The following is a 21230-nucleotide window of genomic DNA, read 5'->3' on the forward strand; positions in this document are numbered from 1 at the left end:
CAGATTTAGCGTTTTCTTCCCATTTCATCGCTTGATGGTTTACGATTTTTTACCATGCCTTTAATGTTAAGGTTTTCAAGACAAATCACATCATAAGGCTTTACAAGATTTGGGCTAAGTTTGTAAAAGAGTCTCTACGAAAAAGTCTCTATGAATGTTTGATATTTATCTAAGAGTTGTTTTAAGCCTTTTTGTGGTAATTCATACCAAAGCCTAAATCGTTGATAATTTCAAACACCCAATCAGACTGGCACAATACAGTTCTGGCACTTGAATTTGATGGTCTAAATCGTCTTTTTGTCGTGGCTTGAACTCGTGCACAAGCAACGTTTTTACGGTTTGGCATTGGCAGGTTGTGATAAAAACTGGGGTGCAATTTATTCTTCTGCGATGACCTTTGGGCGTGCGTTCTACAACAAGCACGCCTGTTTCATCCAACAACCCATCTCAAAGCCACTCATCTCAAAGCTAAGATAGAGACACCCAACCGTTTTGAGCTTCGTTAATGCCAATCTATTTATCCATCTATTTATAATCGTGCATTATAAAGATTTAGATAGATTTCAAGCAGCTGTGTTTAGTCCCATCTTTGTTATGCTTTATTTATCCGCCAAAAACAACCAAGTATTTAGCACTGTATCGGGGTTTAGTGATACCGAACTGATGCCCTGCTCCATGAGCCATCTGGCAAGGTCTGGATGGTCGGATGGTCCTTGACCACAAATACCGACATATTTACCTTGTTTACGACAAGCGTCAATCGCCATCCCCAAAAGTTTTTTGACAGCAAGGTCTCGCTCATCAAACAGGTGCGATACGATACCACTATCACGGTCAAGCCCAAGGGTCAGCTGTGTTAGGTCGTTTGAACCGATTGAAAAACCGTCAAAATATTGCAAGAATTCATCGGCAAGCAAGGCATTAGTTGGCAATTCGCACATCATGATAACTTCAAGAGAGTTTTCACCACGTTTTAAGCCATTTTTTTCAAGCAATTCAATGACTTGTTTTGCCTCGTCTGTGGTACGCACAAATGGAATCATGATTTTAACATTGGTTAGCCCCATGTCATCACGGACGTATTTTAAAGCACGACATTCAAGCTCAAAACAATCACGGAAGTTATCCGAGATATAACGGCTTGCTCCACGAAAACCGAGCATTGGATTTTCTTCGTGTGGCTCGTACAGTTTACCACCGATAAGATTGGCGTATTCGTTGGATTTAAAGTCGCTCATACGTACGATGACAGGCTTGTCCTTAAACGCCACAGCAAGCGTTGAGATGCCCTCGATGAGCTTATTGATATAAAATTCCACAGGCGAGTTATACCCTGCGATACGTTCAAATACCTGAGCTTGGGTTTCTTGGGGCAAGGTATCCACATTCAAAAGAGCTTTTGGATGTACGCCAATCATACGGTTAATGATAAATTCCAAGCGAGCAAGACCCACGCCTTCGTTTGGAATTTGGGCAAAGTCAAAGGCACGGTCAGGATTACCCACGTTCATCATGACTTTAAAATCAAGCTTAGGCATACTGGCAACAGAATTTTTTTGTATCTCAAAATCCAAAATGCCATCATAAATAAATCCCGTATCGCCCTCAGCACATGACACCGTTACTCTCTGAGCATCTGTCAGAAGCTCAGTAGCATTGCCACAACCAACGATGGCAGGCACACCAAGTTCACGCGCGATAATCGCCGCATGGCAAGTACGTCCACCACGGTTGGTGATAATCGCACTGGCACGTTTCATCACAGGTTCCCAATCAGGGTCTGTCATATCAGATACCAGTACATCACCGTCTTGCACCTTACTCATCTCACCCAGACTGGTAACGATACGCACCTTGCCTGCACCCACACGTTGACCGATAGAGCGTCCCTCGCACAGCACTTTTGCCTCTTTGCTATTGATAACATAACGCTCCATGCTTGTTTTGTCTTGGCGAGATTTTACGGTCTCAGGGCGAGCTTGCACAATAAAAATCTCGTTCGTGTCCCCATCTTTTGCCCATTCAATATCCATAGGACAACCGTAATGTTTTTCAATGATAAGTGCTTGTTTGGCAAGGCGGGTCAGTTCATCGGTATTTAGGGCAAATTGCTGGCGGTCGCTTTTGTTTACATCCACGATTTTGGTTGAACGTTTGGTCGTACCTTCATCACCATAGACCATTTTAATGTGTTTTGAACCCAAATTACGACGAACCACCGCAGGGCGATTTTCTGCCAAAAGTTTTTTGGACAAATAAAATTCATCGGGGTTTACCGCCCCTTGTACTACCATTTCGCCCAGACCATAACTTGCTGTAACAAATACCACATCATTAAATCCGCTTTCAGTATCAATGGTAAACATTACCCCAGATGTGCCAGTCTCTGAACGCACCATACGCTGGACACCTGCCGACAATGCCACGCCTGCATGGTGAAAGCCTTTATGCACACGATAAGCAATTGCACGGTCATTATAAAGACTGGCAAAGACCTCTTTGATGGCAATGAGTACATTATCAATACCACGAATGTTTAAAAAGGTCTCTTGCTGACCTGCAAAGGAGGCATCAGGCAAATCCTCAGCAGTCGCTGATGAACGTACCGCCACTGCCACATCTTGACCGTCTGTCAAGACATCAAATGCTGTACGAATCTCACTTTCTAAATCCTTTGGCAGCTCTTGGGTGATGACCCAACCACGCACTTTTGCTCCCACCTCGGCCAGTTTTTCAACATCATGAACATCCAAACCTTCAAGCTCGGTATTGATTTTGTCAAGAAGTCCTGTTTCATTTAAAAAGCGGTTAAAAGCCTCTGCGGTCGTGGCAAAGCCATTTGGTACGGACACGCCAACATTGGCAAGATTGCTAATCATCTCGCCCAAAGACGCATTTTTGCCACCGACAAGTTCAACATCATCTTTACCGAGTTTGTTAAAGGGGATAACTTGTGCCATAAGAACACCTTTTAATCAAAAATTTGTCAAATTATAACGGTAAATCTGCCAATACTCAATGTTATTTTATAAAAAAATGGGTGCATTTATAATATAAATACACTCAATACTCATAATATTCACCAAATTCAATATTTAATTTGCTCGCTCAATACGAATAAAACCACGCCCTTGACCATCCTGCCCTGAGTTGATACTTGGCACATCATTAGAATTATTTGTAGAATGATTTGCTGGATAAGTGCCGTTTGGATAAATGGCATCAGAATGACGCATTGGGATTTGCGATGATAATGCCAACAACTCATTTGCCAACTCATTGCCCAAGCGAGTATAACCCGACTGGCTAAAATGCACACCATCCTTACTGGCAAGACCACGATTTATCCATGATTTCATAGAACAAGAACCGCCCATCGCCCCTTGCCAATCCCAATATAAAGTACGTTCTGTTTGAGCAACTTGACGTTGGACAGTCTGCACATCTGTTAAAGTGGCAGGGCGTGTACCACAACTTGTGGTCGTGCTTTTTAAAGCCTCAGGTGAACCCATCACCATGACCGCCGAACGTGGGCTGACAGTACGGATTTGGCGGATTGTTTCGGTCAAGGTTGCACGCACACGCTCACCTGATACCCCATTATAGGCCTCATTGGTACCATAGGCAAGTATGATGAGCGTGGGGCGAATGGTTGCAAGTTCATTTTGCCACGCCTGCGTGTTCCACCTATCCCAATGCGACAACTGAGCTCCGTTAATGCCTAATGCTGACACTACCGCCCCCTGTCCACTTGGGTTAAATGCCCACCAACCACCAATGGCTGACCCTGTGGCATTATCATTATAGATGGTAAAAGGCAAATTTACATCCACACTCACCATCTGCCACGTACCATCCTTGCGTGCCACCTCCAACACAAAACGTCTGCCATACGCATCCATCCCTGTAAATCTACCATCTGTCGGTTGCTGACGCATACTCACCCAAATTCGCTGAGCAGGCTCTGCTCCTTTTTTAGGTTTTAAGGTCAGACTTGCTCCATTAACTTTGGGTTTGGCAATCAATCCTCCCAACGTATAATACTCGCTGTGATTGTTGCGACTAGAAATCGGTAAAAAATCCACATTATCATAACTAAATCGTGCCATTCGCTGGCCGCTAAAATACATGGGCATCGCCCAACCCATACCGCCATCGCCCATCGCCCCTTGCAAACGACTTCTTAGGGCGTCGGTCATGGTATCCCCTGCGGTGTGGCTGTCACCCACCTGAACAACATGCACAGAATGATTTGCCATCGCTTGTGTCAAAGCATGGGTGTTGGGTTCGCCAAAGTTGATTAAATTGGCATGAGCTGATGCTGACATACACGCCACAACCAATACGGCAAGTTTAAATAATGTGGATTTGGAACTAAATTGTGTTAAATTCATGAATGCTCTTTTTTGATATTTGTTCATCGTTTGTTTATAAAAATATCATCATTTGATAATTAAATAAGACTGCACCTCTTTGGCAAGAATACGCTGACCATCGCCAGAAAAATGAATGCCATCACCACTACGCATTTTAATGTTTTTGCCATCTTTTTCAAGATAATCATTGTAAATATTATCATGCCCACCCATGATGGGACGTGCATCAATGACTTTGACATTATGGCGATTTAATTCATCCATCATCACATCACTTAGATGAATCATTTGTTCATTTAGCTTGCTTTTTTTCATATTAGGTGGTGTTACCCAAATCACGCCAACTTGTCTTTGTTTGGCAAAGTCTAATATGTCTTTCATGCGTGCTTGATATTCTAATGCCCATTCTTGACTATTAAATTTAAGATATCTTCCCTGCTTATCTGGCATATCCCATGGATCATTTGCCCCAAGCATGACAATCAGCACTTTAATGCTACTGTCTGATTGTAAGGTATTTTTAATGGTATTATTCCAATCAAAGAATTTAGGGTATGCCAATCCAGTACTTTGCTTACTTAGATTAACCGAATCTACACCCAAATCTTGTAAATGCTTTTGCATATGCGGGGCAATGCCTTGCATCATTGAATCACCAGCAAAAAAAACTTTTTGGTTTTTATTTAAAGTTAAGGATTGTTCTAATTCATTTCGGGTTTGATTTTCTTTTAAGGTTTGGGCTTTTAATCGTCTTTGTTGTTCTTGATATAACTGCTCTTGGCGTGCCTTTTGTGCCATTTGGGCTTTATAGGCAGGGGTGTAGGCATGATTGTTATTAAATTCATCAATCATGGATTGATTGATATTACCAATACTGCCAGCGATGGCATCATAAAACGTATATAACTCATCGCCAATATTACCCCCTTTTTGCCACAATGGACTGTTGATTAAATTTAATGGGCTAGGCTTGTGATAAGTTTGTAGATAATAGGCATTGATTGACCTTTGCATTATCCAAATACTCATAGAAGCAGACAGTATTAAAAATATCAATGTAACCATAAAGGATTTTTTGAATTTATTATTATTTACCATCATTAATTCATCATATGTATTATTAGGATAATACATATTTTCTTGGAAGTCAGTATGGTTGATATCGTCTTTATTGTTTTCTTTCATGATAATCTTCTTTATTTTATAATCTTAAAAAATTTTATAATCTTAAAAATTTGCATAAATAAAACCAGGAATGCCAGATGGTGCTAATATAACCACCGCCATAAATGCCATAAAACATAACACATAAAAAATCACATCTGACATATGGTTGATAAGACGACCGATATTTGCCTGATGACGATGATATGATGGGTAAATCAACCATGCCAGTGCCAATATCGCGAGCAGATATATTGGGTTATTTGTCCATGCTATATTAATGTGGTTAAAAAATAAGGCATTAAAAATCAATAACGCTTCATCTAATGTTGTTGCCCTAAAAAAGACAAAAGCAAATACCACAAAATGTATGGTAATCAACACACCCAATATTTTACCAACAGTACCAGTATTTGCCAAAAAATTACGCCCTTTATTACCGCTTATTTTTTGACACATCAAATCACTGGTGTTTAATAAAGCAATCGCCAAAGCATGTAATAATCCCCAAAAGAAAAAGTTAAAAGTTGAGCCATGCCAAATCCCCGATAACACCATCGCAATCATGAGATTTCGTTGAGTAAACCAAAAGCCTTTTCTACTACCACCTAAGGGAATATAAATATAATCTCGTATCCATGTAGATAAACTAATATGCCACCTATCCCAAAAATCTCTGATATTATGAGCAAGCAAAGGAGCATTAAAATTCATGGGCAACCGAAAACCAAGCAACAATCCAAATGCCACCATCATCTCGCTATACCCTGAAAAATCCAAGAACAGTTGTAATGTATAAGCATAAATGGCGGTCAATACTTCTAAACCATGAAAACCTGTGGGATTGGCAAAGACAGGATTGACCCAGTTGTCCGCCAAATACCCTGCAAGCCACCATTTTTTGGCAAGGGCAAGCACAATTAGGGCAAAGGCCACTTTTGGGTATAATAATTGACGTGGCGTAGGGTCATTAAATTGCTGGTGCATGGCACAAGGCTTGCCTGCAATGTCATTTAACCCTTTGGCGTCATTAACACGAGTAATAGGGCCTGCTGAAATTGTGGCAAAAAATGAGAAATGCGTTAACACTTGCCAAAAAGGTAAATAAGAAATCAATATTTCATCATTTTCATTTTGCTCTTTGTGCTTATCATCAACACTTTGTTGATAAATTGTTACCAAATAACTGATTGCTTGAAATGAATAATAAGAAATGCCCAATGGAAAAATGATATTTGCCATGAGTCCTGTATTATCCAATTGCAATATTTCTAAGACATGGCCAATATTAGCACGAAAAAATTCATAATATTTAAAAACCGATAGGTTTATTAATGTGATAATCACACCCATCGTCATCCATGTTTTTTTATAATAACTGGTAATGATTTTTGTGGCGATGAGATAAATAATAACACTAAATACAAAAAGCATGCCAATTGCTATGATGCCTGCCATCAAATAAATAATGACATAACTGATAAATAGCAATAACATGTTCTGAATGTCTGGTCTTTTATAAAATGCCCAATAAAGCGTAAAAAACGCCATGAATAATAAAGCAAATTCTACCGATAAAAATGAAAACATTGCATTCCTTGGTCATCAACTGTCTTAAAAATCATAAACATGCCCTGCTAAAATTACTGTTATTATTAACCTAATGATTTGCATGTATTTTTGCATTAAAAAATGCCGTTAATTCTAACAAAATTAGCATACATATGCAATGACATTTTCTCTACATTTTTATGTTCATGTCTTAATTTTTCATGGCTTAATTTAATTTTTATCATCTTAATTTATCGTCTTAGTTTGCTTGATAATTTCCCCTACAAAACCCTGTGTTTTTGTGCTATACTCTCATTGATTTTGTATGTTTGTATGACACAGGACAAAAAGGACAGTCATGTACGTTCACACCCCCACACCCAACCAACAAGAGCAACAGACTTGGCAAAGCAAGGAGTTTAAAGCTCCTAAACTGCTTCGTAGTGCTTTTTTTGTCTCTGATGGTACTGCCATTACTGCTGAAACCCTTGGACGGTCGCTACTTAGCCAGTTTGGTAATGTTAAATTTGACGTCAAAATTATCCCCTATGTGGATACGGTTGAGTTAGCCTGTGATGCGGTCAAACGCATCAATGAAGCTCACCGCTTGTCAGGACTTAAACCCTTGGTTTTTGACACCATCGTCAGTGGCGACATTCGCAATATCATCAATGGGGCCGATGCCACCAATCTTGACATCTATGAAGGGCTAATTACTCGGATTGCCAACGAAATTGGCGAGACCCCAAACCCACATGCAGGCATGGCACACGGACGAGTGGACAGTGATGACTATAAGGCAAGGATTGATGCGGTACATTTTGCCCTAGATAATGATGATGGGGCAAGAACCAACCATTACGATGGAGCGGACATCATCCTTGTTGGACTGTCACGCTCGGGTAAAACACCCACAAGCCTATATCTTGCCTTACAGTTTGGCATTCGTGCCGCCAATTATCCTTTGACCGAGGATGACTTAGACAGCAGTAATCTGCCCAAAGTGTTACAACCTTATCGCCATAAACTCTTTGGTCTGACCATTGACACCGAACGCTTGGTACGCATTCGTCAAGAGCGTAAAGCAGGCTCTCGCTACGCATCCCTTGCTCAATGTCAAGAAGAACAACGTGCCATCCAAGCCATCTATACCGCCCAAAAAATTCCCAACCTGAATGTCTCTGAGATGAGTGTTGAAGAGATTGCCACACGCATTTTACAAATCACAGGTCTGGCACGGCGGATTGGTTAATCATTTAAAATACTTTAAAAACCAAACTCTGAGAACACCATGAAACATCGCTCTTTACTTTTACCCTTAGCCTTATTCATCTCTTTGAGTGCATGTCAAAGTCGCCCCCCCATGCCAGAACCACGCTACATGCCCAATATTGCCCTAAATGCCAGCGAAACTTTGGAGGTCATGCCTTATCGCAAGGCTTGTCATTCTGCCACACCCATGCAATGCCTACTGGTAAAACCCATTGGGGCAGACGATGATAAACTGTTTGGTATTGGTTATAATGACATCATCGGTTTTACACCAGCCATCGGCACTGCCTATACCATCAAGGTACGCCAAGAGATAGACCAAAATACAGGCAAACCAACAGGACAGTGGCAGTTAGATGAGATTTTGACGCAAAGTATTCGCTGATTTAATCCATTAAAAATAACAAAAGGCAATATCATGACCAAAAATAATTCCCCCAAGACAGCAGATGACGCCCACAACATCACCACAAACAAGACCAAGGCAGAACATGCGACAAAAGAACAATCCAAATCTTCGCTTCTGCCCAAATCAAATACCAAAATCTCTAATGATACACACATGCCAGTTCATGAAGAATATGACCCTAGCCATTTACTGATTAGCCCCCTAGATGGTCAGCGTATCGCCATCGCTCCCCAAAAACGCAAATCACGCCATGGTTTTGAATACGATGCTGTGGTGCTGGGGGCAGGGCCTGCTGGTGAAGCGGCAGCGATGAAACTTGCCAAATCAGGGCTTAAAGTGGCAGTCATAGACCCTCGTGATCAGGTGGGCGGAAACTGTGCTCATGTTGGCACCATTCCTAGCAAAGCACTTCGCCAGTCGGTTTTTAACATCATTGGCATGCGACGTGACCCTATTTTTAGCTCATTTTCTGACAATTTTCAAGTACCGCTTAACAAAGTATTAAGTAAAGCACGGCGAGTGATTACCAGTCAAGTCAATACCCACAAGTTGTTTTATGAACGCAATCGTGTTGAGATCATCCAAGGCTGGGGGCGTTTTATTGATAAAAATACCCTAGAAGTTGAACAAATCCATGAAGATGGCGTCAAAACTGTTACCTTTGAAAAAGCGGTGATTGCCGTGGGTTCTCGCCCTTATCGTCCCGACATGCTTGACTTTGACCACCCTCGCGTCTTTGACTCAGATAAGATTTTACAGATGGATTATGTTGCCCGCAAAATCATCATCTATGGGGCAGGCGTGATTGGGTGTGAATACGCATCCATCTTTACAGGTTTGGGTTATGTTGTTGATTTGATTAACAATAAAGACCAACTGCTAAGCTATCTTGACAATGAAATCTCAGATGCCCTATCACACGACTTTCGCCAATTTGGGGTACGTATTCGTAACAACGAAGAAATTGAACGCCTAGAAACCTTTAATGACTGCGTGGTCTTGCACCTAAAAAGCGGTAAAAAAATCAAATCCGATGCCATCCTTTGGTGTAATGGTCGTTCGGGCAACACCGATGGACTAAACCTAGAAGCGATCGGTCTGTCTGCCAACAGTCGTGGACAGCTTGAAGTGGATAAAACCTATCGCACCAAAGCCGAACACATCTACGCTGTGGGCGATGTCATCGGTTGGCCATCTTTGGCATCAGCTGCCTATGATCAAGGGCGAAATGCTGCTGGTTTTATGGTAGGTGACGAACATGCCGAATTTGTTAACAGCGTACCCACAGGCATCTACACCATCCCTGAGATTTCAAGCATTGGGGCAACCGAAGAAGAGCTAACCTGTGAACAAATCCCCTATGAGGTCGGACAAGCCTTTTTCAAACACCTAGCTCGCTCCCAAATCATCGGTGAACGTTCGGGGGTGCTAAAAATCCTATTTCACCGTGAAACCTTGCAAATCCTAGGCATTCATTGCTATGGCAACCATGCATCCGAGATTATCCACATTGGGCAGGCAGTGATGAAATGTGGACATACCTTAGAGTACTTCATTAATACCACCTTTAACTACCCCACCATGGCAGAGGCTTACCGTGTGGCGGCGTTAAATGGCATGAACCGTATTTTTTAAGCATTTGATTAAACGCATGGCATTCATCAAGGAGCAGATGATTTTCCATCATCTTGATAAAATCACATAATAAAATCACATAATAAAATCACCCCAACATGATTTGGGGTGATTTTATTGATGTCAATAATTTTAATTTATTGATTATTTATTGATTACTTTTTGGCGGCTTCTACCTGAATGTCAATGCGGACATTTTTTGCCATGCCAGCATCTACCAAATAATCCATGCCCCACTTAGTACGGTCAATGGTCGTGCCAAAATCACCGCCACACACTTCGGTTTTTGCCATTGGGCTGTCATAGCAGTTAAATTTATTGGCATACAGACGAACAGGATGTGTTTGACCCAGCAAGCTAAGTTTGCCATCCACCGAGCTTAGTTTGCGTGCCGTACCTGTGCCAATATAATTAAACTTGGTAGATTCAAAACGCATGGTGGGATATTTTTTGGCATCAAATAAATCAGCACTTAGCAGATGTTTGCTAAATTCATCAGAGCCAGATTGTAGATTTGCAAGTGGTAATTCAATATCAATCTTGCCAGTGCGTTTGACCTTATCAAATTCCATCTCGCCTGTCAGACCATAAATGCCACCCACATTGGTACTGGTATTAAAATGGTCAATGGCAAAACGAGCGTTGGTGTGCAATGGGTCAATCTCATAAATGTCAGCATGTGCCATACCTGTCAAGGCAACAAAAGACAATAGAACCAACTTTTTCATAAAAGCTCCTTAATTTGGTGAACAGAACATGAATAATGCAATCATTATCAAGCCATCAACAGATACATCAGTCATGCTTAATTATAACACACATCATCTCATTTGTTTAACTTGGTTTAACTTGCCTGTTTTATCTCTTGGCTGGCTGGCTTGGCTGTCTGTTTGGGCAAGTATTCATCTCTGATGATGCCTTGCAATTTATCATAAGCAATGACAAGCTCCACAGGCCCCATGGCATAAGAACCCAAATGATAAGGTGCGTACCAAAATACCAGTCCATCTTGACCAAAATAGAAATTTTCACTCATCTTTAATAGATCAAGTGGATAAGCCTGCATGTGTTCTGCCACTTCTTTTTTATTCATTGCATGTTCTTTTAGGTAGTTTTGGTAGGCATCGGCCATCAAATCAAATAACTTTGTGTCTGACATATCAACTGTTTGGATGTCTGTCAAGGTGATTTGGCTTTGTAAATCCATGTCAAACAGACGATGTTTTATCACCTCCATACTGTGAGCCCCTCCCAAATAAGTATCATGCGTTACTGCAAATTGTGCCACCTGATTGTGCATGCCCAAATATGTGGGGCTAATACTCCACGAATAACCCAAAGATGAGCCATCTTGGATTTGTGAGCGGGCAAAATCATCCAAATCACGACGGAACTTGACAAGTTTGGGATTGTCATCATTGGTTATGGCACGTTGCATGATACTATTTATCCAGTTCGGTTCAATCTTTGCCATCGTGATATCAATGCTTGGGCATTGGATGGTATTTTCATCCCAATTGGCTGGCAGTTCAGGTACGCATTTGTCTGTAACGTCTTTGGGCAGGGTATACTCTAACTTTTGGGTTGTAAAACTGACCTTATTGCCGTCTTGACCGCTCACTCTGGCAAGACTGTTATCAATTGCCTTTAATGTCTCACTGGGCGTCATCGGTTCGTTGGCAGGTACGGGCAGGTTTTTATGGGCATCTAGATATTGTGCTTGATTATTTTTTGTTGTTTCATCCTGAACGCAAGCTGTCATCAAAACCACAAGGCTCAGTGCCAACCATTTTTTTGCCAGCATGTTTTTTAGCAATACCTTTTTCATCATCACACCCTTTTTTAATAAAAACAATCAATCATTGTAAAATAAAATCAATCATTTGGCAAATAAAAAGTCAATAAAAAAGCCCACATTCATGGGCTTTTTGTATTTATATTTTATAAAACCTGCACCACTTTGCCCCCCATCTCATCACAAGACACAAGCGTCGTGCCATCTTCATAAATATCCGCTGTACGATAGCCTTGCTCTAACACTTTTTGTACCGCCTGCTCAATCTGTACCGCTCGCTGTTCATCATTTAGGCTATATCTGACCAACATGGCAAGCGACAAAATGGTCGCTAGCGGATTTGCCTTATCCTGCCCTGCAATGTCAGGGGCAGAGCCATGAGACGGCTCGTACAAACCTTTGCCTGTCTCGTTTAGGCTTGCTGATGGCAACATGCCAATAGAGCCTGTGAGCATGGACGCTTGGTCGGACAAAATATCGCCAAAGATATTGCCTGTGGCAATCACATCAAACTGCTTGGGATTTTTGACCAATTGCATAGCAGCATTATCCACATACATATGACTAAGCTCAACCTCTGGATAGTCTTTGCCAACTTCGGTAAAAATCTGCCGCCAAAGTTCGGTGGTTTCTAGCACATTGGCTTTATCCACACTGCACAGTTTGCCACGGCGTTTTTGGGCAGCCTCAAAGGACACTTTGGCAATACGACGAATCTCACTTTCGCCATAACGCATGGTATTAAAGCCCTCACGCTCGCCATTGTCAAGGGTTACAATGCCCCGTGGCTCACCAAAATAAATGTCCCCTGTCAGCTCACGCACAATCAAAATATCAAGCCCCGATACCACCTCGGGTTTTAAAGTGGACGCACCCGCCAGCTCTTGATACAAAATGGCAGGACGCAAATTGGCAAACAAATTCAAATCCTTACGAATGGCAAGCAGTCCACGCTCAGGACGCAATGGGCGGTCTAAATTGTCATATTGTGGCGAACCAACCGCCCCCAATAACACCGCATCAGCTTTTTGTACGATTTCTTGGGTTTGGCTTGGATATGGCAAACCATAAGCGTCATAGGCTTCACCGCCCAATTTGGCGTATTCATAGCTGACAGCCAAGCCTTGTTCAATGAGTTTGTCCAATACTTTAACGGCTTGGGCGATAATCTCAGGTCCAATACCATCGCCTTTTAAGATTGCAATGTGTTTCATAAAGATTTTCCCTTTTTAAATTAGAAAATGTTTCAATCAAAGTCAGGTTCTTAGGTTTCCAAAAATAACTCCATTTCACTACTGGTCATTTCAGAAGGGTTTTCACCATATAACTCAACTAAATCTTCAATAGAATATTTTTCGTCATCATAACTTTTCTTATCAACAAAAAATCTTTCCAAACTTTCAAATAAAGACTGATTAGGATATGAATTATTTTTAGTTGATTTGTAACTTGTGAATTTGTGTATTGTAGAACCACTGTCTTTACCTTGTAAATTAAGACAACTACAAACAATATGATAAACACTAGGTGAAATTGCACCTTTTAAATTCCACTCATCAGAACCTTTCTTAAATAAACCTACACCAGTTAAATTTGGAAATCTATCCGCAAGATTATTTTTTACAATAAAATCACTTAATTGTTTACTATAAGTAAAATTCTTATTCTCAAAGAATTTTAATAAATCACTTAACTCGTGAGCCTCATTATTAGTTAAATGATATTGCTCTTTTAAAATTTCTGGGGAAAATGTATCAGTCATAATAAAATCCTATCAAAAATATCAAGCCGTCAATTCTTTAAACACCCACGGTCTGTCCGCTTTGGCTTTTTCTTCAAAAGCTTTAATGTCATCGGCGTGTTGCAAGGTTAGCCCAATATCATCCAGTCCATTTAACAAACAATGCTTACGAAACGCATCAACTTCAAAAGAATACTCTTTACCGCTTGGGCTGATGACTTTTTGGTTTTCTAAATCAACCGTTAATTGATAGCCAATATTGGCAAAACATTCGTTAAATAAGTCATCAACATCGCTTTCGCTTAGCACAACAGGCAACATGCCATTTTTAAAGCAGTTATTATAAAAAATATCAGCAAAACTTGGGGCAATCACGGTGCGAAAGCCATATTCTTCCAATGCCCACGGAGCGTGTTCACGGCTAGAACCACAGCCAAAGTTTTTGCGAGCCAGTAAAATGCTTGCCCCAGCATAGCGGGCTTGGTTTAACACAAAATCAGGATTTTTGGGACGCTTGGCAATGTCTTGCCCCAAAAATCCTTCGTCCAAATAACGCAATTCATCAAATAAATTATCGCCAAAGCCTGTGCGTTTGATGGATTTTAAAAACTGCTTGGGGATAATCAAATCGGTATCCACATTTGAGCGGTCAAGTGGGGCAACGATGCCCTGTTCGGTGGTGTATGGTTTCATAAATTATCCTTGTACAACTTATCAAAAACAGTCATTTTAGCAACCATAATAAGCCGTCAAAGTTGCTGCTGCCAATACCTTGCCATTTAAATTAAAGCCGAGTACCGCAGCACTGATATCATTTGACAAATCCAGCGTGTCATTTAAGGCATACAGCGTAAAAATGTAGCGGTGTGGTTTGTCGCCTTTGGGCGGAAATGCCCCAATAAAGCCGTCAAGAGAAGCATCATTTTTTAATTCCAAAATGCCATTACCAAAATTATTTGAACCATTTTTAGGTAATTCATTCCAATCGGCTGGAATATTAAACACATTCCAATGCCAAAAGCCCGAGCCCGTTGGGGCGTCTGGGTCATACATTGTTAGCACAAAACTTTTGGTATCTTTTGGAGTGTTTTGCCATTTAAGATTGGGGCTGATGTTATTGCCTGCATACCCCCAAATATTGGCGACATAATCATTAGACAGCGTGCCACCATCGGCAATGTCGCTACATTTTAGGGTCATTTCACCTTGTGGCTGGGTAGGGTTACGCACATCTAGGTAGGAGTTTTGGGTTAGGTCGGTCATGGTTTTTTCCTTTTTTAAGGTTAAATTTTAAAGTTAAATTTGCCATCAAAACGCTTTAATACATGGCTTAATACATAACTTTAATACATAACTTTGACAATCTTTTGGATTTTGCTGGATTTAAAATAAACTGTCATCATCACACCATTTTAGCACTAAAATCCTGCCAAATACAATTTGGGCAGTGCCATAATATTTTAGTCAATATTTTACTCAAATTCTAATACTCAAAGGCATGACATGCCATCTCATGCTACACCATCGCTCTTACATCCACAAAATGCCCGTGAATTGCCGCTGCTGCTGCCATGATAGGAGATACCAAATGCGTGCGTCCACCATTACCTTGACGACCTTCAAAGTTACGGTTGGATGTACTGGCACAATGCTCGCCAGCTTGTAGTTTATCGGCATTCATGGCAAGGCACATAGAACAGCCTGGTTCACGCCATTCAAAGCCTGCATCCATAAAGATTTTATCCAGCCCTTCTTGTTCGGCTTGTGCTTTAACCAGTCCTGAGCCTGCCACAACCATCGCTTGCTTGATGCTTGGGGCAACTTTGTGACCCTTAACAACTTCTGCTGCTGCACGAATGTCCTCGATGCGTGAGTTGGTGCAAGAGCCGATAAACACACGGTCAAGCACAATATCAGACAAGGGCTGTCCTGCCGTCAAGCCCATGTATTGATAAGCTCGCATCCAGTCATTACGCTGCACATCGTCTCGTGCCATATCCAGCGTTGGCACATTTTGTGAAACTGCAATCACCATCTCAGGAGATGTTCCCCAAGACACTTGTGGCTCAATCTCATCACCGTTTAGCACAACTACCGCATCAAAATGGGCATCATCATCAGAATGTAGTGTGTTCCAATAGGTTACCGCACGCTCCCAATCATCGCCTGTTGGGGCATAAGGTCGGTCTTTGACATAGTCAATGGTCTTATCATCCACCGCCACAAGACCAACCCTAGCACCGCCCTCTATTGCCATATTACACACAGTCATACGCCCCTCAATGGACATATCACAAAACACCTGTCCACCAAATTCTATGGCATAGCCTGTCCCCCCTGCCGTACCAATTTTAGCGATGATGGCAAGCACGACATCTTTTGGGGTAACGCCTTTGCCCAATTTGCCATCCACACGCACCAGCATGTTTTTCATTTTTTTGGCAACCAAACATTGGGTAGCAAGCACATGTTCAACCTCTGATGTGCCAATGCCATGAGCCAAACAGCCCAATGCCCCATGCGTGGCAGTATGGCTATCACCGCACACCACAGTCATACCAGGCAAAGTCAAGCCTTGCTCTGGCCCGACCACATGCACGATGCCTTGGCGAATGTCATTAATGCCAAACTGCATGACATTAAAAGATTTACAATTATCATCAAGGGTTTTGACTTGAATGCGAGATGTGTCATCGGCTATCCCTGCCATGCCCTGCTTACGCTCTATAAGCGAGGTGGGTACATTATGGTCAGGGGTTGCGATATTGGCAGACAACCGCCAAGGCGTGCGACCGTTTAGTGCCAAACCTTCAAAAGCCTGAGGCGAGGTCACCTCATGTAAAAGCTGACGGTCAATGTAGATGAGCGATGAACCATCATCACGCTGTCTGACCAAATGGTCATCCCAAAGTTTGTCATATAAGGTTTTGCCTGCCATTTTATTCTCCAACACTGTCATGGACTGGGTAATTTTGCCATTATAGCATACTTTTAAAATAACAATAATTTATAATTTTTATAATTAAACTAATTTTTTAGAATATATGTTTTACCATACCACCTCCACAGTCTATGATAAAATAGGTAAAAACCCCAAATTCTAACTTGTCATTTTTATGAAAAAATACCTGCTTAGCATCCTATTACTTCTACTTGGCTTGCTCACGCCCTTAGCTTATGCCTGCACTCCACCCAAAAGCCATTATAAAAACGTCATATGCAGTGCACGCTCGGATGTGTTTTTGGCTCTCAAAGATAACGGTTTGCCTGTGGCACTGCTGGATAAAAAAGGTAACAAAACAGCGGATTTGTTCGCATATGATGCCGTACTGGGTTTAGAATTTAAACATGGGCTACTGCCTGCCCTAAAAAATGGCAAAGTTGGCTACATTAATGACAAAGGCAAAACCGTCATCGCCTTTAATTACGAACCGATGAGTGGCGACCAATGGGCAAGAGGCGTTCAAAATGGACGTATCATCGTCAAACAAAACGGTGGCATGGGCATGTTAGATACGCAAGGCAACATCATCATCCGCCCTAATAAAAATATCAAAAGTATCAGCAACTTCTCTCGGGGCGTTGCTACCGTCATCGCCGAGGATGAAACCTACGCCATTGACAAAAAAGGCAAGCGGACACACCAAATCCAAAACCAACCATCCGACAAAGGCAAGCCATCAAACCCTAACACGCAACTGATACTCATCCCAAAACAGCAAGATGGCAAATGGGGTTTTGTTGATGATAAGGGCGTACCGATGATTATCTACACCTTTGATGATGTCAAGCCTTATAGTGAAAATCTGGCGGCGGTACGTATGGGCGATAATTGGGGTTTTATTGATAAAAGTGGACAACTGGTCATTGATTTTCGCTTTCACAAAGATGGATTTATCTTAGAGAGCCCCAAAAATCCTGAACTGCCTTGGCCATTGATGTTTAAAAATGCAAAAGCATGGATTGGCAGTTTAAATAATGGTGATAAGTTATGTATTAATTTACAAGGGGTTAATATCTCTTGTTAAGGCTCAAATGGGTTTAAACACCAATATTCTCAAATCCACCCAAATAAATTTAACTGAGCTAATATTTGCTCAAATACTTGCCAATTATGATAAAATGATGCTACATTTGGCAATTCATCTGTATCAAACAACTTTTAAATAAGGGCTTTATAAGGACTTTTTATGATCAGCATCTTTGAGATGTTTAAAATTGGCATCGGACCATCAAGCTCACATACGGTTGGTCCTATGGTTGCCAGTGGACGGTTTTTGGCACATTTAGATGAACAACTACACGGTGATTTTAGTACCATTACAGGCATTTGTATAGAACTCTACGGTTCGCTGGCTGCCACTGGTAAAGGACATGCTACCGATACCGCTACCTTACTTGGACTGCTCGGACATGCACCACGCACCATAGATACCGAACGCACGGATGAGTATTTGGCAGACATTGACACACACCACAAGATGAACTTAGGCGGTCGCCATGTGATTGATTTTAATAAAAACACCGACATCTTATGGTACGGCGATGTTACCCTGCCCCAACACCCCAATGGCATGACGCTCATCGCTACCTTAACTGATGGTACTTGTATTAGCGAGACTTATTTTTCTATTGGAGGTGGATTTGTTGTAAATGATGATGAATTCAAAGCTCAAATCTCACAAGAGCAGATGGACGAACCCAAAAAGTCGCCCTACCCTTATCCCTTTGAACTGGGGGTGGACATTGAGCGGTTGTGCCACACACACGGATTTAGCATCAGCGAGCTTATGCTACAAAATGAAACTGCCATCCGAGATGAAGAAGAGGTTAAGGATTATCTCAACGAGATTTGGGCAACCATGCAAACTTGTGTCAATACTGGCTACCAAAAAGATGGTATTTTACCTGGTGGGCTGGGCGTCAAACGTCGTGCCAAAGCCCTATATGAACAGCTAAGCAAAGAGTATGGCAGGGCCGATGGTGGATTGCTTGCCATGGACTGGGTCAACCTATACGCTTTGGCGGTCAATGAACAAAACGCCTCAGGCGGACGTGTCGTTACCGCTCCTACTAATGGGGCAGCAGGCATCATCCCTGCGGTGCTGCACTATTATCAAGGCTTTATTTCATCATTTAGCTATCAGGGCGTGCGTGAATTTTTGCTTGTGGCAGGCGCCATTGGTGCCTTAATCAAACAAAATGCGTCCATCTCAGGGGCGGAGGTTGGCTGTCAAGGCGAGGTTGGCTCTGCTTGTGCGATGGCAGCAGCAGGGTTGGCTCATGTCATGGGTGGTACGGTTGCCCAATGCTTAAACGCCGCCGAGATCGGACTAGAACACAATCTGGGGCTAACCTGTGACCCCATCGCAGGACTGGTACAAGTGCCTTGTATTGAACGCAATGCAATGGCATCTGTCAAGGCCATCAATGCCGCTCGCCTTGCCTTGCGTGGTAACGGCTCGCATCATGTCTCACTAGACAAAGCCATCTTAACCATGAAAGAGACAGGGCTTGATATGATGGACAAATACAAAGAAACTGCTCGTGGTGGGCTTGCCATCCATGCTGATAATCGCATTGCTGTTGCCATGGTCGGTCATGTGGGCGTGGGGTTTAGCCAATGCTAGACCATGCCAATCAAACAATCTAAGGATTTAATCTAAGAATTGACATGACTTAGTGGTCGGACTGCTTTTTTAAATTTTTAAGCAGGTATTTTCATCGCAAATACAAAAGGTAGACATATCCTGCCAAATGCACAAATATCATTGCCAAAATCCCCATATCTGTGTACAATGACAACAAATTTTCACCATAAATCATGACCTACCCCATGAAAACCATACCAAACCACCCCATCTTTCGTTTCTCCGCCGTCTCTTTTGTCGCCATCACGCTTTTGTCCTGTGCCTCTCCCCCAGAGGCACCACAAAGACCCATCATTGTTCATACGCCAACAACCACTGTTCATACGCCAACGACAACACCTGTTCCATCTCGGGTTATTATTGTAAAGCCACAAACACCCACCACTTCAACAGCCCATACCACACCCACACCTGCCCCACAACCATCAATACCAAATCACCACTATGGCAATTTTGGCGACTGGAAAAGCGACTTTATCACACGCACCATCAGTAGCGGACACACCCCTGATGCGGTACATGAACTGATGGGTTCTGCCAGCCTTAACTCACAGGTCATCAGCCTAGATGGTCGCCAAGCTGAGTTCTCCAAAATGCCATGGTCGTACGTTGAATCCGCTGTTAGCTTAGGACGTGTCTCTAACGGTAAAACAAAACTGCGTGAATACCTCTCTGTCCTCTCACAGGCTGAAAGTCGGTATGGCGTTCCCAAAGAGATTATGGTTGCCATTTGGGGCATTGAATCCTCATATGGGGCAGGTACTGGCTCAACCGATTTGGTGGATGCGTTATCTAGTCTTGCCTTTGATGGTCGTCGTCGTGGATTTGCCGAGGGTGAACTGCGTGCCATGTTGCAAATGATTGAGCGTGGGGATGTCAGTCGCTCACAACTGCGTGGGTCGTGGGCGGGAGGTATGGGACACACTCAATTTATCCCCTCTACATGGATAAAATATGGTGTGGACGGTAACGGTGATGGACAAAAAAACCCATGGACAATCTCAGACGCCCTAAACTCTACCGCTCATTATTTGGGAGCAAGCGGTTGGGTGTCAGGCGTGGATGCTTTTTATGAGGTTCACCTGCCCACAGGCTTTAACTATCAACTCTTAGGACAAAAACAGTCCTTAGAATCATGGAAATCTTTGGGTGTGGTCTTGACCAATGGTGAATACTTTGGCGGTCATGCCCAAGCCGAGCTGTGGCTACCTGCGGGCGTGAATGGCCCTGCCTTACTACTTACCCCCAATTTTGACGTCATCAAGGTCTACAATAACTCATCCAGTTATGCTCTGGCCGTTGCAACTCTTGCCAAACGTATCGCTGGCGGTGCTGGCATTCGTGGCAACTGGCCACGTCATGAACAACCATTGTCTCGCTCTGAAATTATTCGCCTACAAGAAACCCTAAATGCCAAAGGCTACTCTGCTGGCAAGGCTGATGGCGTAGCAGGGGCAAACACCTCTCGTGCCTTTGCTCGGTGGCAGGCAGATAATGGGCGTATTGCTGATGGTTTTATCAGTCAAAGTTCGGTACGAGGATTGATTTGGTAACATCAAAATCAGCGTACAATGTGCCGACTTTTAGATAATAGAACATTTCAATAAAAAGTCGGTACAGTTCGGTTATCATTTTA

Annotated in this window: 18 protein-coding genes; 7 read left to right on the top strand and 11 right to left on the bottom strand. The window is 42.4% G+C overall.

Annotated elements, in window-relative coordinates:
- The first annotated feature begins 315 nt into the window (after positions 1–315).
- Positions 316–477, top strand: coding sequence for a hypothetical protein (locus A7456_RS11490; RefSeq protein WP_158512517.1), 162 nt, complete (start codon positions 316–318; stop codon positions 475–477).
- A 122-nt stretch (positions 478–599) separates the two neighbouring features.
- On the opposite strand, the gene ppsA is transcribed toward A7456_RS11490, so the two are convergent.
- The 4 genes from ppsA to A7456_RS09220 all read right to left on the bottom strand — a co-directional run bounded on the left by ppsA (position 600) and on the right by A7456_RS09220 (position 7130).
- Positions 600–2960: a phosphoenolpyruvate synthase gene (ppsA, locus tag A7456_RS09205; RefSeq protein ID WP_067009784.1), complete on the bottom strand. Its 2361-nt coding sequence runs from the start codon at positions 2958–2960 to the stop codon at positions 600–602.
- A gap of 135 nt (positions 2961–3095) precedes the next feature.
- Positions 3096–4394 carry a GDSL-type esterase/lipase family protein gene (locus A7456_RS09210; RefSeq protein ID WP_067009786.1) on the bottom strand — a complete coding sequence of 433 codons (1299 nt, stop codon included), beginning with the start codon at positions 4392–4394 and terminating at the stop codon, positions 3096–3098.
- Positions 4395–4442: 48 nt separating this feature from the next.
- Positions 4443–5561 carry an SGNH/GDSL hydrolase family protein gene (locus A7456_RS09215; protein ID WP_082995532.1) on the bottom strand — a complete coding sequence of 373 codons (1119 nt, stop codon included), beginning with the start codon at positions 5559–5561 and terminating at the stop codon, positions 4443–4445.
- Between the two features lie 42 nt (positions 5562–5603).
- On the bottom strand, positions 5604–7130 hold the full coding sequence (locus tag A7456_RS09220) for an MBOAT family O-acyltransferase (protein WP_082995533.1): 1527 nt from the start codon (positions 7128–7130) through the stop codon (positions 5604–5606).
- A gap of 319 nt (positions 7131–7449) precedes the next feature.
- Between A7456_RS09220 and ppsR the strand changes: the two genes are divergently transcribed.
- From ppsR to sthA, 3 genes are all read left to right on the top strand, one after another.
- Complete coding sequence (ppsR, locus tag A7456_RS09225; RefSeq protein ID WP_082995534.1) at positions 7450–8343, top strand: posphoenolpyruvate synthetase regulatory kinase/phosphorylase PpsR; 894 nt, start codon at positions 7450–7452, stop codon at positions 8341–8343.
- Positions 8344–8382: 39 nt separating this feature from the next.
- Positions 8383–8748 (top strand): DUF4377 domain-containing protein, encoded by a 366-nt coding sequence (locus A7456_RS09230; protein WP_066891322.1) that lies wholly within the window; start codon positions 8383–8385, stop codon positions 8746–8748.
- 177 nt (positions 8749–8925) lie between these two features.
- The gene (gene sthA / locus A7456_RS09235; RefSeq protein WP_082995553.1) at positions 8926–10407 is read left to right on the top strand and encodes a Si-specific NAD(P)(+) transhydrogenase; all 1482 of its coding nucleotides are present in this window, start codon (positions 8926–8928) and stop codon (positions 10405–10407) included.
- 155 nt (positions 10408–10562) lie between these two features.
- On the opposite strand, the gene A7456_RS09240 is transcribed toward sthA, so the two are convergent.
- The 7 genes from A7456_RS09240 to leuC form a co-directional block, all read right to left on the bottom strand.
- Positions 10563–11135 carry a YceI family protein gene (locus A7456_RS09240; protein WP_067009789.1) on the bottom strand — a complete coding sequence of 191 codons (573 nt, stop codon included), beginning with the start codon at positions 11133–11135 and terminating at the stop codon, positions 10563–10565.
- Between the two features lie 116 nt (positions 11136–11251).
- Positions 11252–12235: an RsiV family protein gene (locus tag A7456_RS09245; protein ID WP_067009792.1), complete on the bottom strand. Its 984-nt coding sequence runs from the start codon at positions 12233–12235 to the stop codon at positions 11252–11254.
- A 113-nt stretch (positions 12236–12348) separates the two neighbouring features.
- A complete protein-coding gene (leuB, locus tag A7456_RS09250) occupies positions 12349–13416 on the bottom strand; it encodes a 3-isopropylmalate dehydrogenase (protein WP_067009794.1) in 1068 nt (355 codons plus the stop codon).
- A gap of 50 nt (positions 13417–13466) precedes the next feature.
- Positions 13467–13964 (bottom strand): hypothetical protein, encoded by a 498-nt coding sequence (locus tag A7456_RS09255; RefSeq protein WP_062499277.1) that lies wholly within the window; start codon positions 13962–13964, stop codon positions 13467–13469.
- A 21-nt stretch (positions 13965–13985) separates the two neighbouring features.
- The gene (leuD, locus tag A7456_RS09260; RefSeq protein ID WP_067009796.1) at positions 13986–14636 is read right to left on the bottom strand and encodes a 3-isopropylmalate dehydratase small subunit; all 651 of its coding nucleotides are present in this window, start codon (positions 14634–14636) and stop codon (positions 13986–13988) included.
- Between the two features lie 36 nt (positions 14637–14672).
- The gene (locus tag A7456_RS09265) at positions 14673–15206 is read right to left on the bottom strand and encodes a YbhB/YbcL family Raf kinase inhibitor-like protein (protein ID WP_082995536.1); all 534 of its coding nucleotides are present in this window, start codon (positions 15204–15206) and stop codon (positions 14673–14675) included.
- 253 nt (positions 15207–15459) lie between these two features.
- On the bottom strand, positions 15460–16881 hold the full coding sequence (gene leuC / locus A7456_RS09270) for a 3-isopropylmalate dehydratase large subunit (RefSeq protein ID WP_067009798.1): 1422 nt from the start codon (positions 16879–16881) through the stop codon (positions 15460–15462).
- Positions 16882–17059: 178 nt separating this feature from the next.
- On the opposite strand from leuC, the gene A7456_RS09275 reads away from it, so the two are divergent.
- From A7456_RS09275 to A7456_RS09285, 3 genes are all read left to right on the top strand, one after another.
- The gene (locus A7456_RS09275; RefSeq protein WP_067009800.1) at positions 17060–17971 is read left to right on the top strand and encodes a WG repeat-containing protein; all 912 of its coding nucleotides are present in this window, start codon (positions 17060–17062) and stop codon (positions 17969–17971) included.
- 162 nt (positions 17972–18133) lie between these two features.
- Entirely contained in the window at positions 18134–19573 is a 1440-nt protein-coding gene (locus A7456_RS09280) for an L-serine ammonia-lyase (RefSeq protein WP_067009802.1), read from the top strand.
- A gap of 206 nt (positions 19574–19779) precedes the next feature.
- Positions 19780–21147 carry a lytic murein transglycosylase gene (locus tag A7456_RS09285; protein WP_227713244.1) on the top strand — a complete coding sequence of 456 codons (1368 nt, stop codon included), beginning with the start codon at positions 19780–19782 and terminating at the stop codon, positions 21145–21147.
- The last annotated feature ends 83 nt before the right edge of the window (positions 21148–21230 follow it).

The sequence above is a fragment of the Moraxella nonliquefaciens genome (genome assembly GCF_001679005.1).
Lineage (GTDB): Bacteria > Pseudomonadota > Gammaproteobacteria > Pseudomonadales > Moraxellaceae > Moraxella > Moraxella nonliquefaciens.

What these genes read in the sequence shown, in the direction of transcription:
- leuB (WP_067009794.1), bottom strand. Translation starts at nt 13,416, where the DNA reads ATGAAACACATTGCAATCTTAAAAGGCGATGGTATTGGACCTGAGATT.
- A7456_RS09280 (WP_067009802.1), top strand. Translation starts at nt 18,134, where the DNA reads ATGATCAGCATCTTTGAGATGTTTAAAATTGGCATCGGACCATCAAGC.
- ppsR (WP_082995534.1), top strand. Translation starts at nt 7,450, where the DNA reads ATGTACGTTCACACCCCCACACCCAACCAACAAGAGCAACAGACTTGG.
- A7456_RS09275 (WP_067009800.1), top strand. Translation starts at nt 17,060, where the DNA reads ATGAAAAAATACCTGCTTAGCATCCTATTACTTCTACTTGGCTTGCTC.
- A7456_RS09265 (WP_082995536.1), bottom strand. Translation starts at nt 15,206, where the DNA reads ATGACCGACCTAACCCAAAACTCCTACCTAGATGTGCGTAACCCTACC.
- leuD (WP_067009796.1), bottom strand. Translation starts at nt 14,636, where the DNA reads ATGAAACCATACACCACCGAACAGGGCATCGTTGCCCCACTTGACCGC.
- A7456_RS09215 (WP_082995532.1), bottom strand. Translation starts at nt 5,561, where the DNA reads ATGAAAGAAAACAATAAAGACGATATCAACCATACTGACTTCCAAGAA.
- sthA (WP_082995553.1), top strand. Translation starts at nt 8,926, where the DNA reads ATGCCAGTTCATGAAGAATATGACCCTAGCCATTTACTGATTAGCCCC.
- A7456_RS09210 (WP_067009786.1), bottom strand. Translation starts at nt 4,394, where the DNA reads ATGAATTTAACACAATTTAGTTCCAAATCCACATTATTTAAACTTGCC.
- ppsA (WP_067009784.1), bottom strand. Translation starts at nt 2,960, where the DNA reads ATGGCACAAGTTATCCCCTTTAACAAACTCGGTAAAGATGATGTTGAA.
- A7456_RS09245 (WP_067009792.1), bottom strand. Translation starts at nt 12,235, where the DNA reads ATGAAAAAGGTATTGCTAAAAAACATGCTGGCAAAAAAATGGTTGGCA.
- A7456_RS09240 (WP_067009789.1), bottom strand. Translation starts at nt 11,135, where the DNA reads ATGAAAAAGTTGGTTCTATTGTCTTTTGTTGCCTTGACAGGTATGGCA.
- A7456_RS09230 (WP_066891322.1), top strand. Translation starts at nt 8,383, where the DNA reads ATGAAACATCGCTCTTTACTTTTACCCTTAGCCTTATTCATCTCTTTG.
- leuC (WP_067009798.1), bottom strand. Translation starts at nt 16,881, where the DNA reads ATGGCAGGCAAAACCTTATATGACAAACTTTGGGATGACCATTTGGTC.
- A7456_RS09285 (WP_227713244.1), top strand. Translation starts at nt 19,780, where the DNA reads ATGAAAACCATACCAAACCACCCCATCTTTCGTTTCTCCGCCGTCTCT.
- A7456_RS09220 (WP_082995533.1), bottom strand. Translation starts at nt 7,130, where the DNA reads ATGTTTTCATTTTTATCGGTAGAATTTGCTTTATTATTCATGGCGTTT.
- A7456_RS09255 (WP_062499277.1), bottom strand. Translation starts at nt 13,964, where the DNA reads ATGACTGATACATTTTCCCCAGAAATTTTAAAAGAGCAATATCATTTA.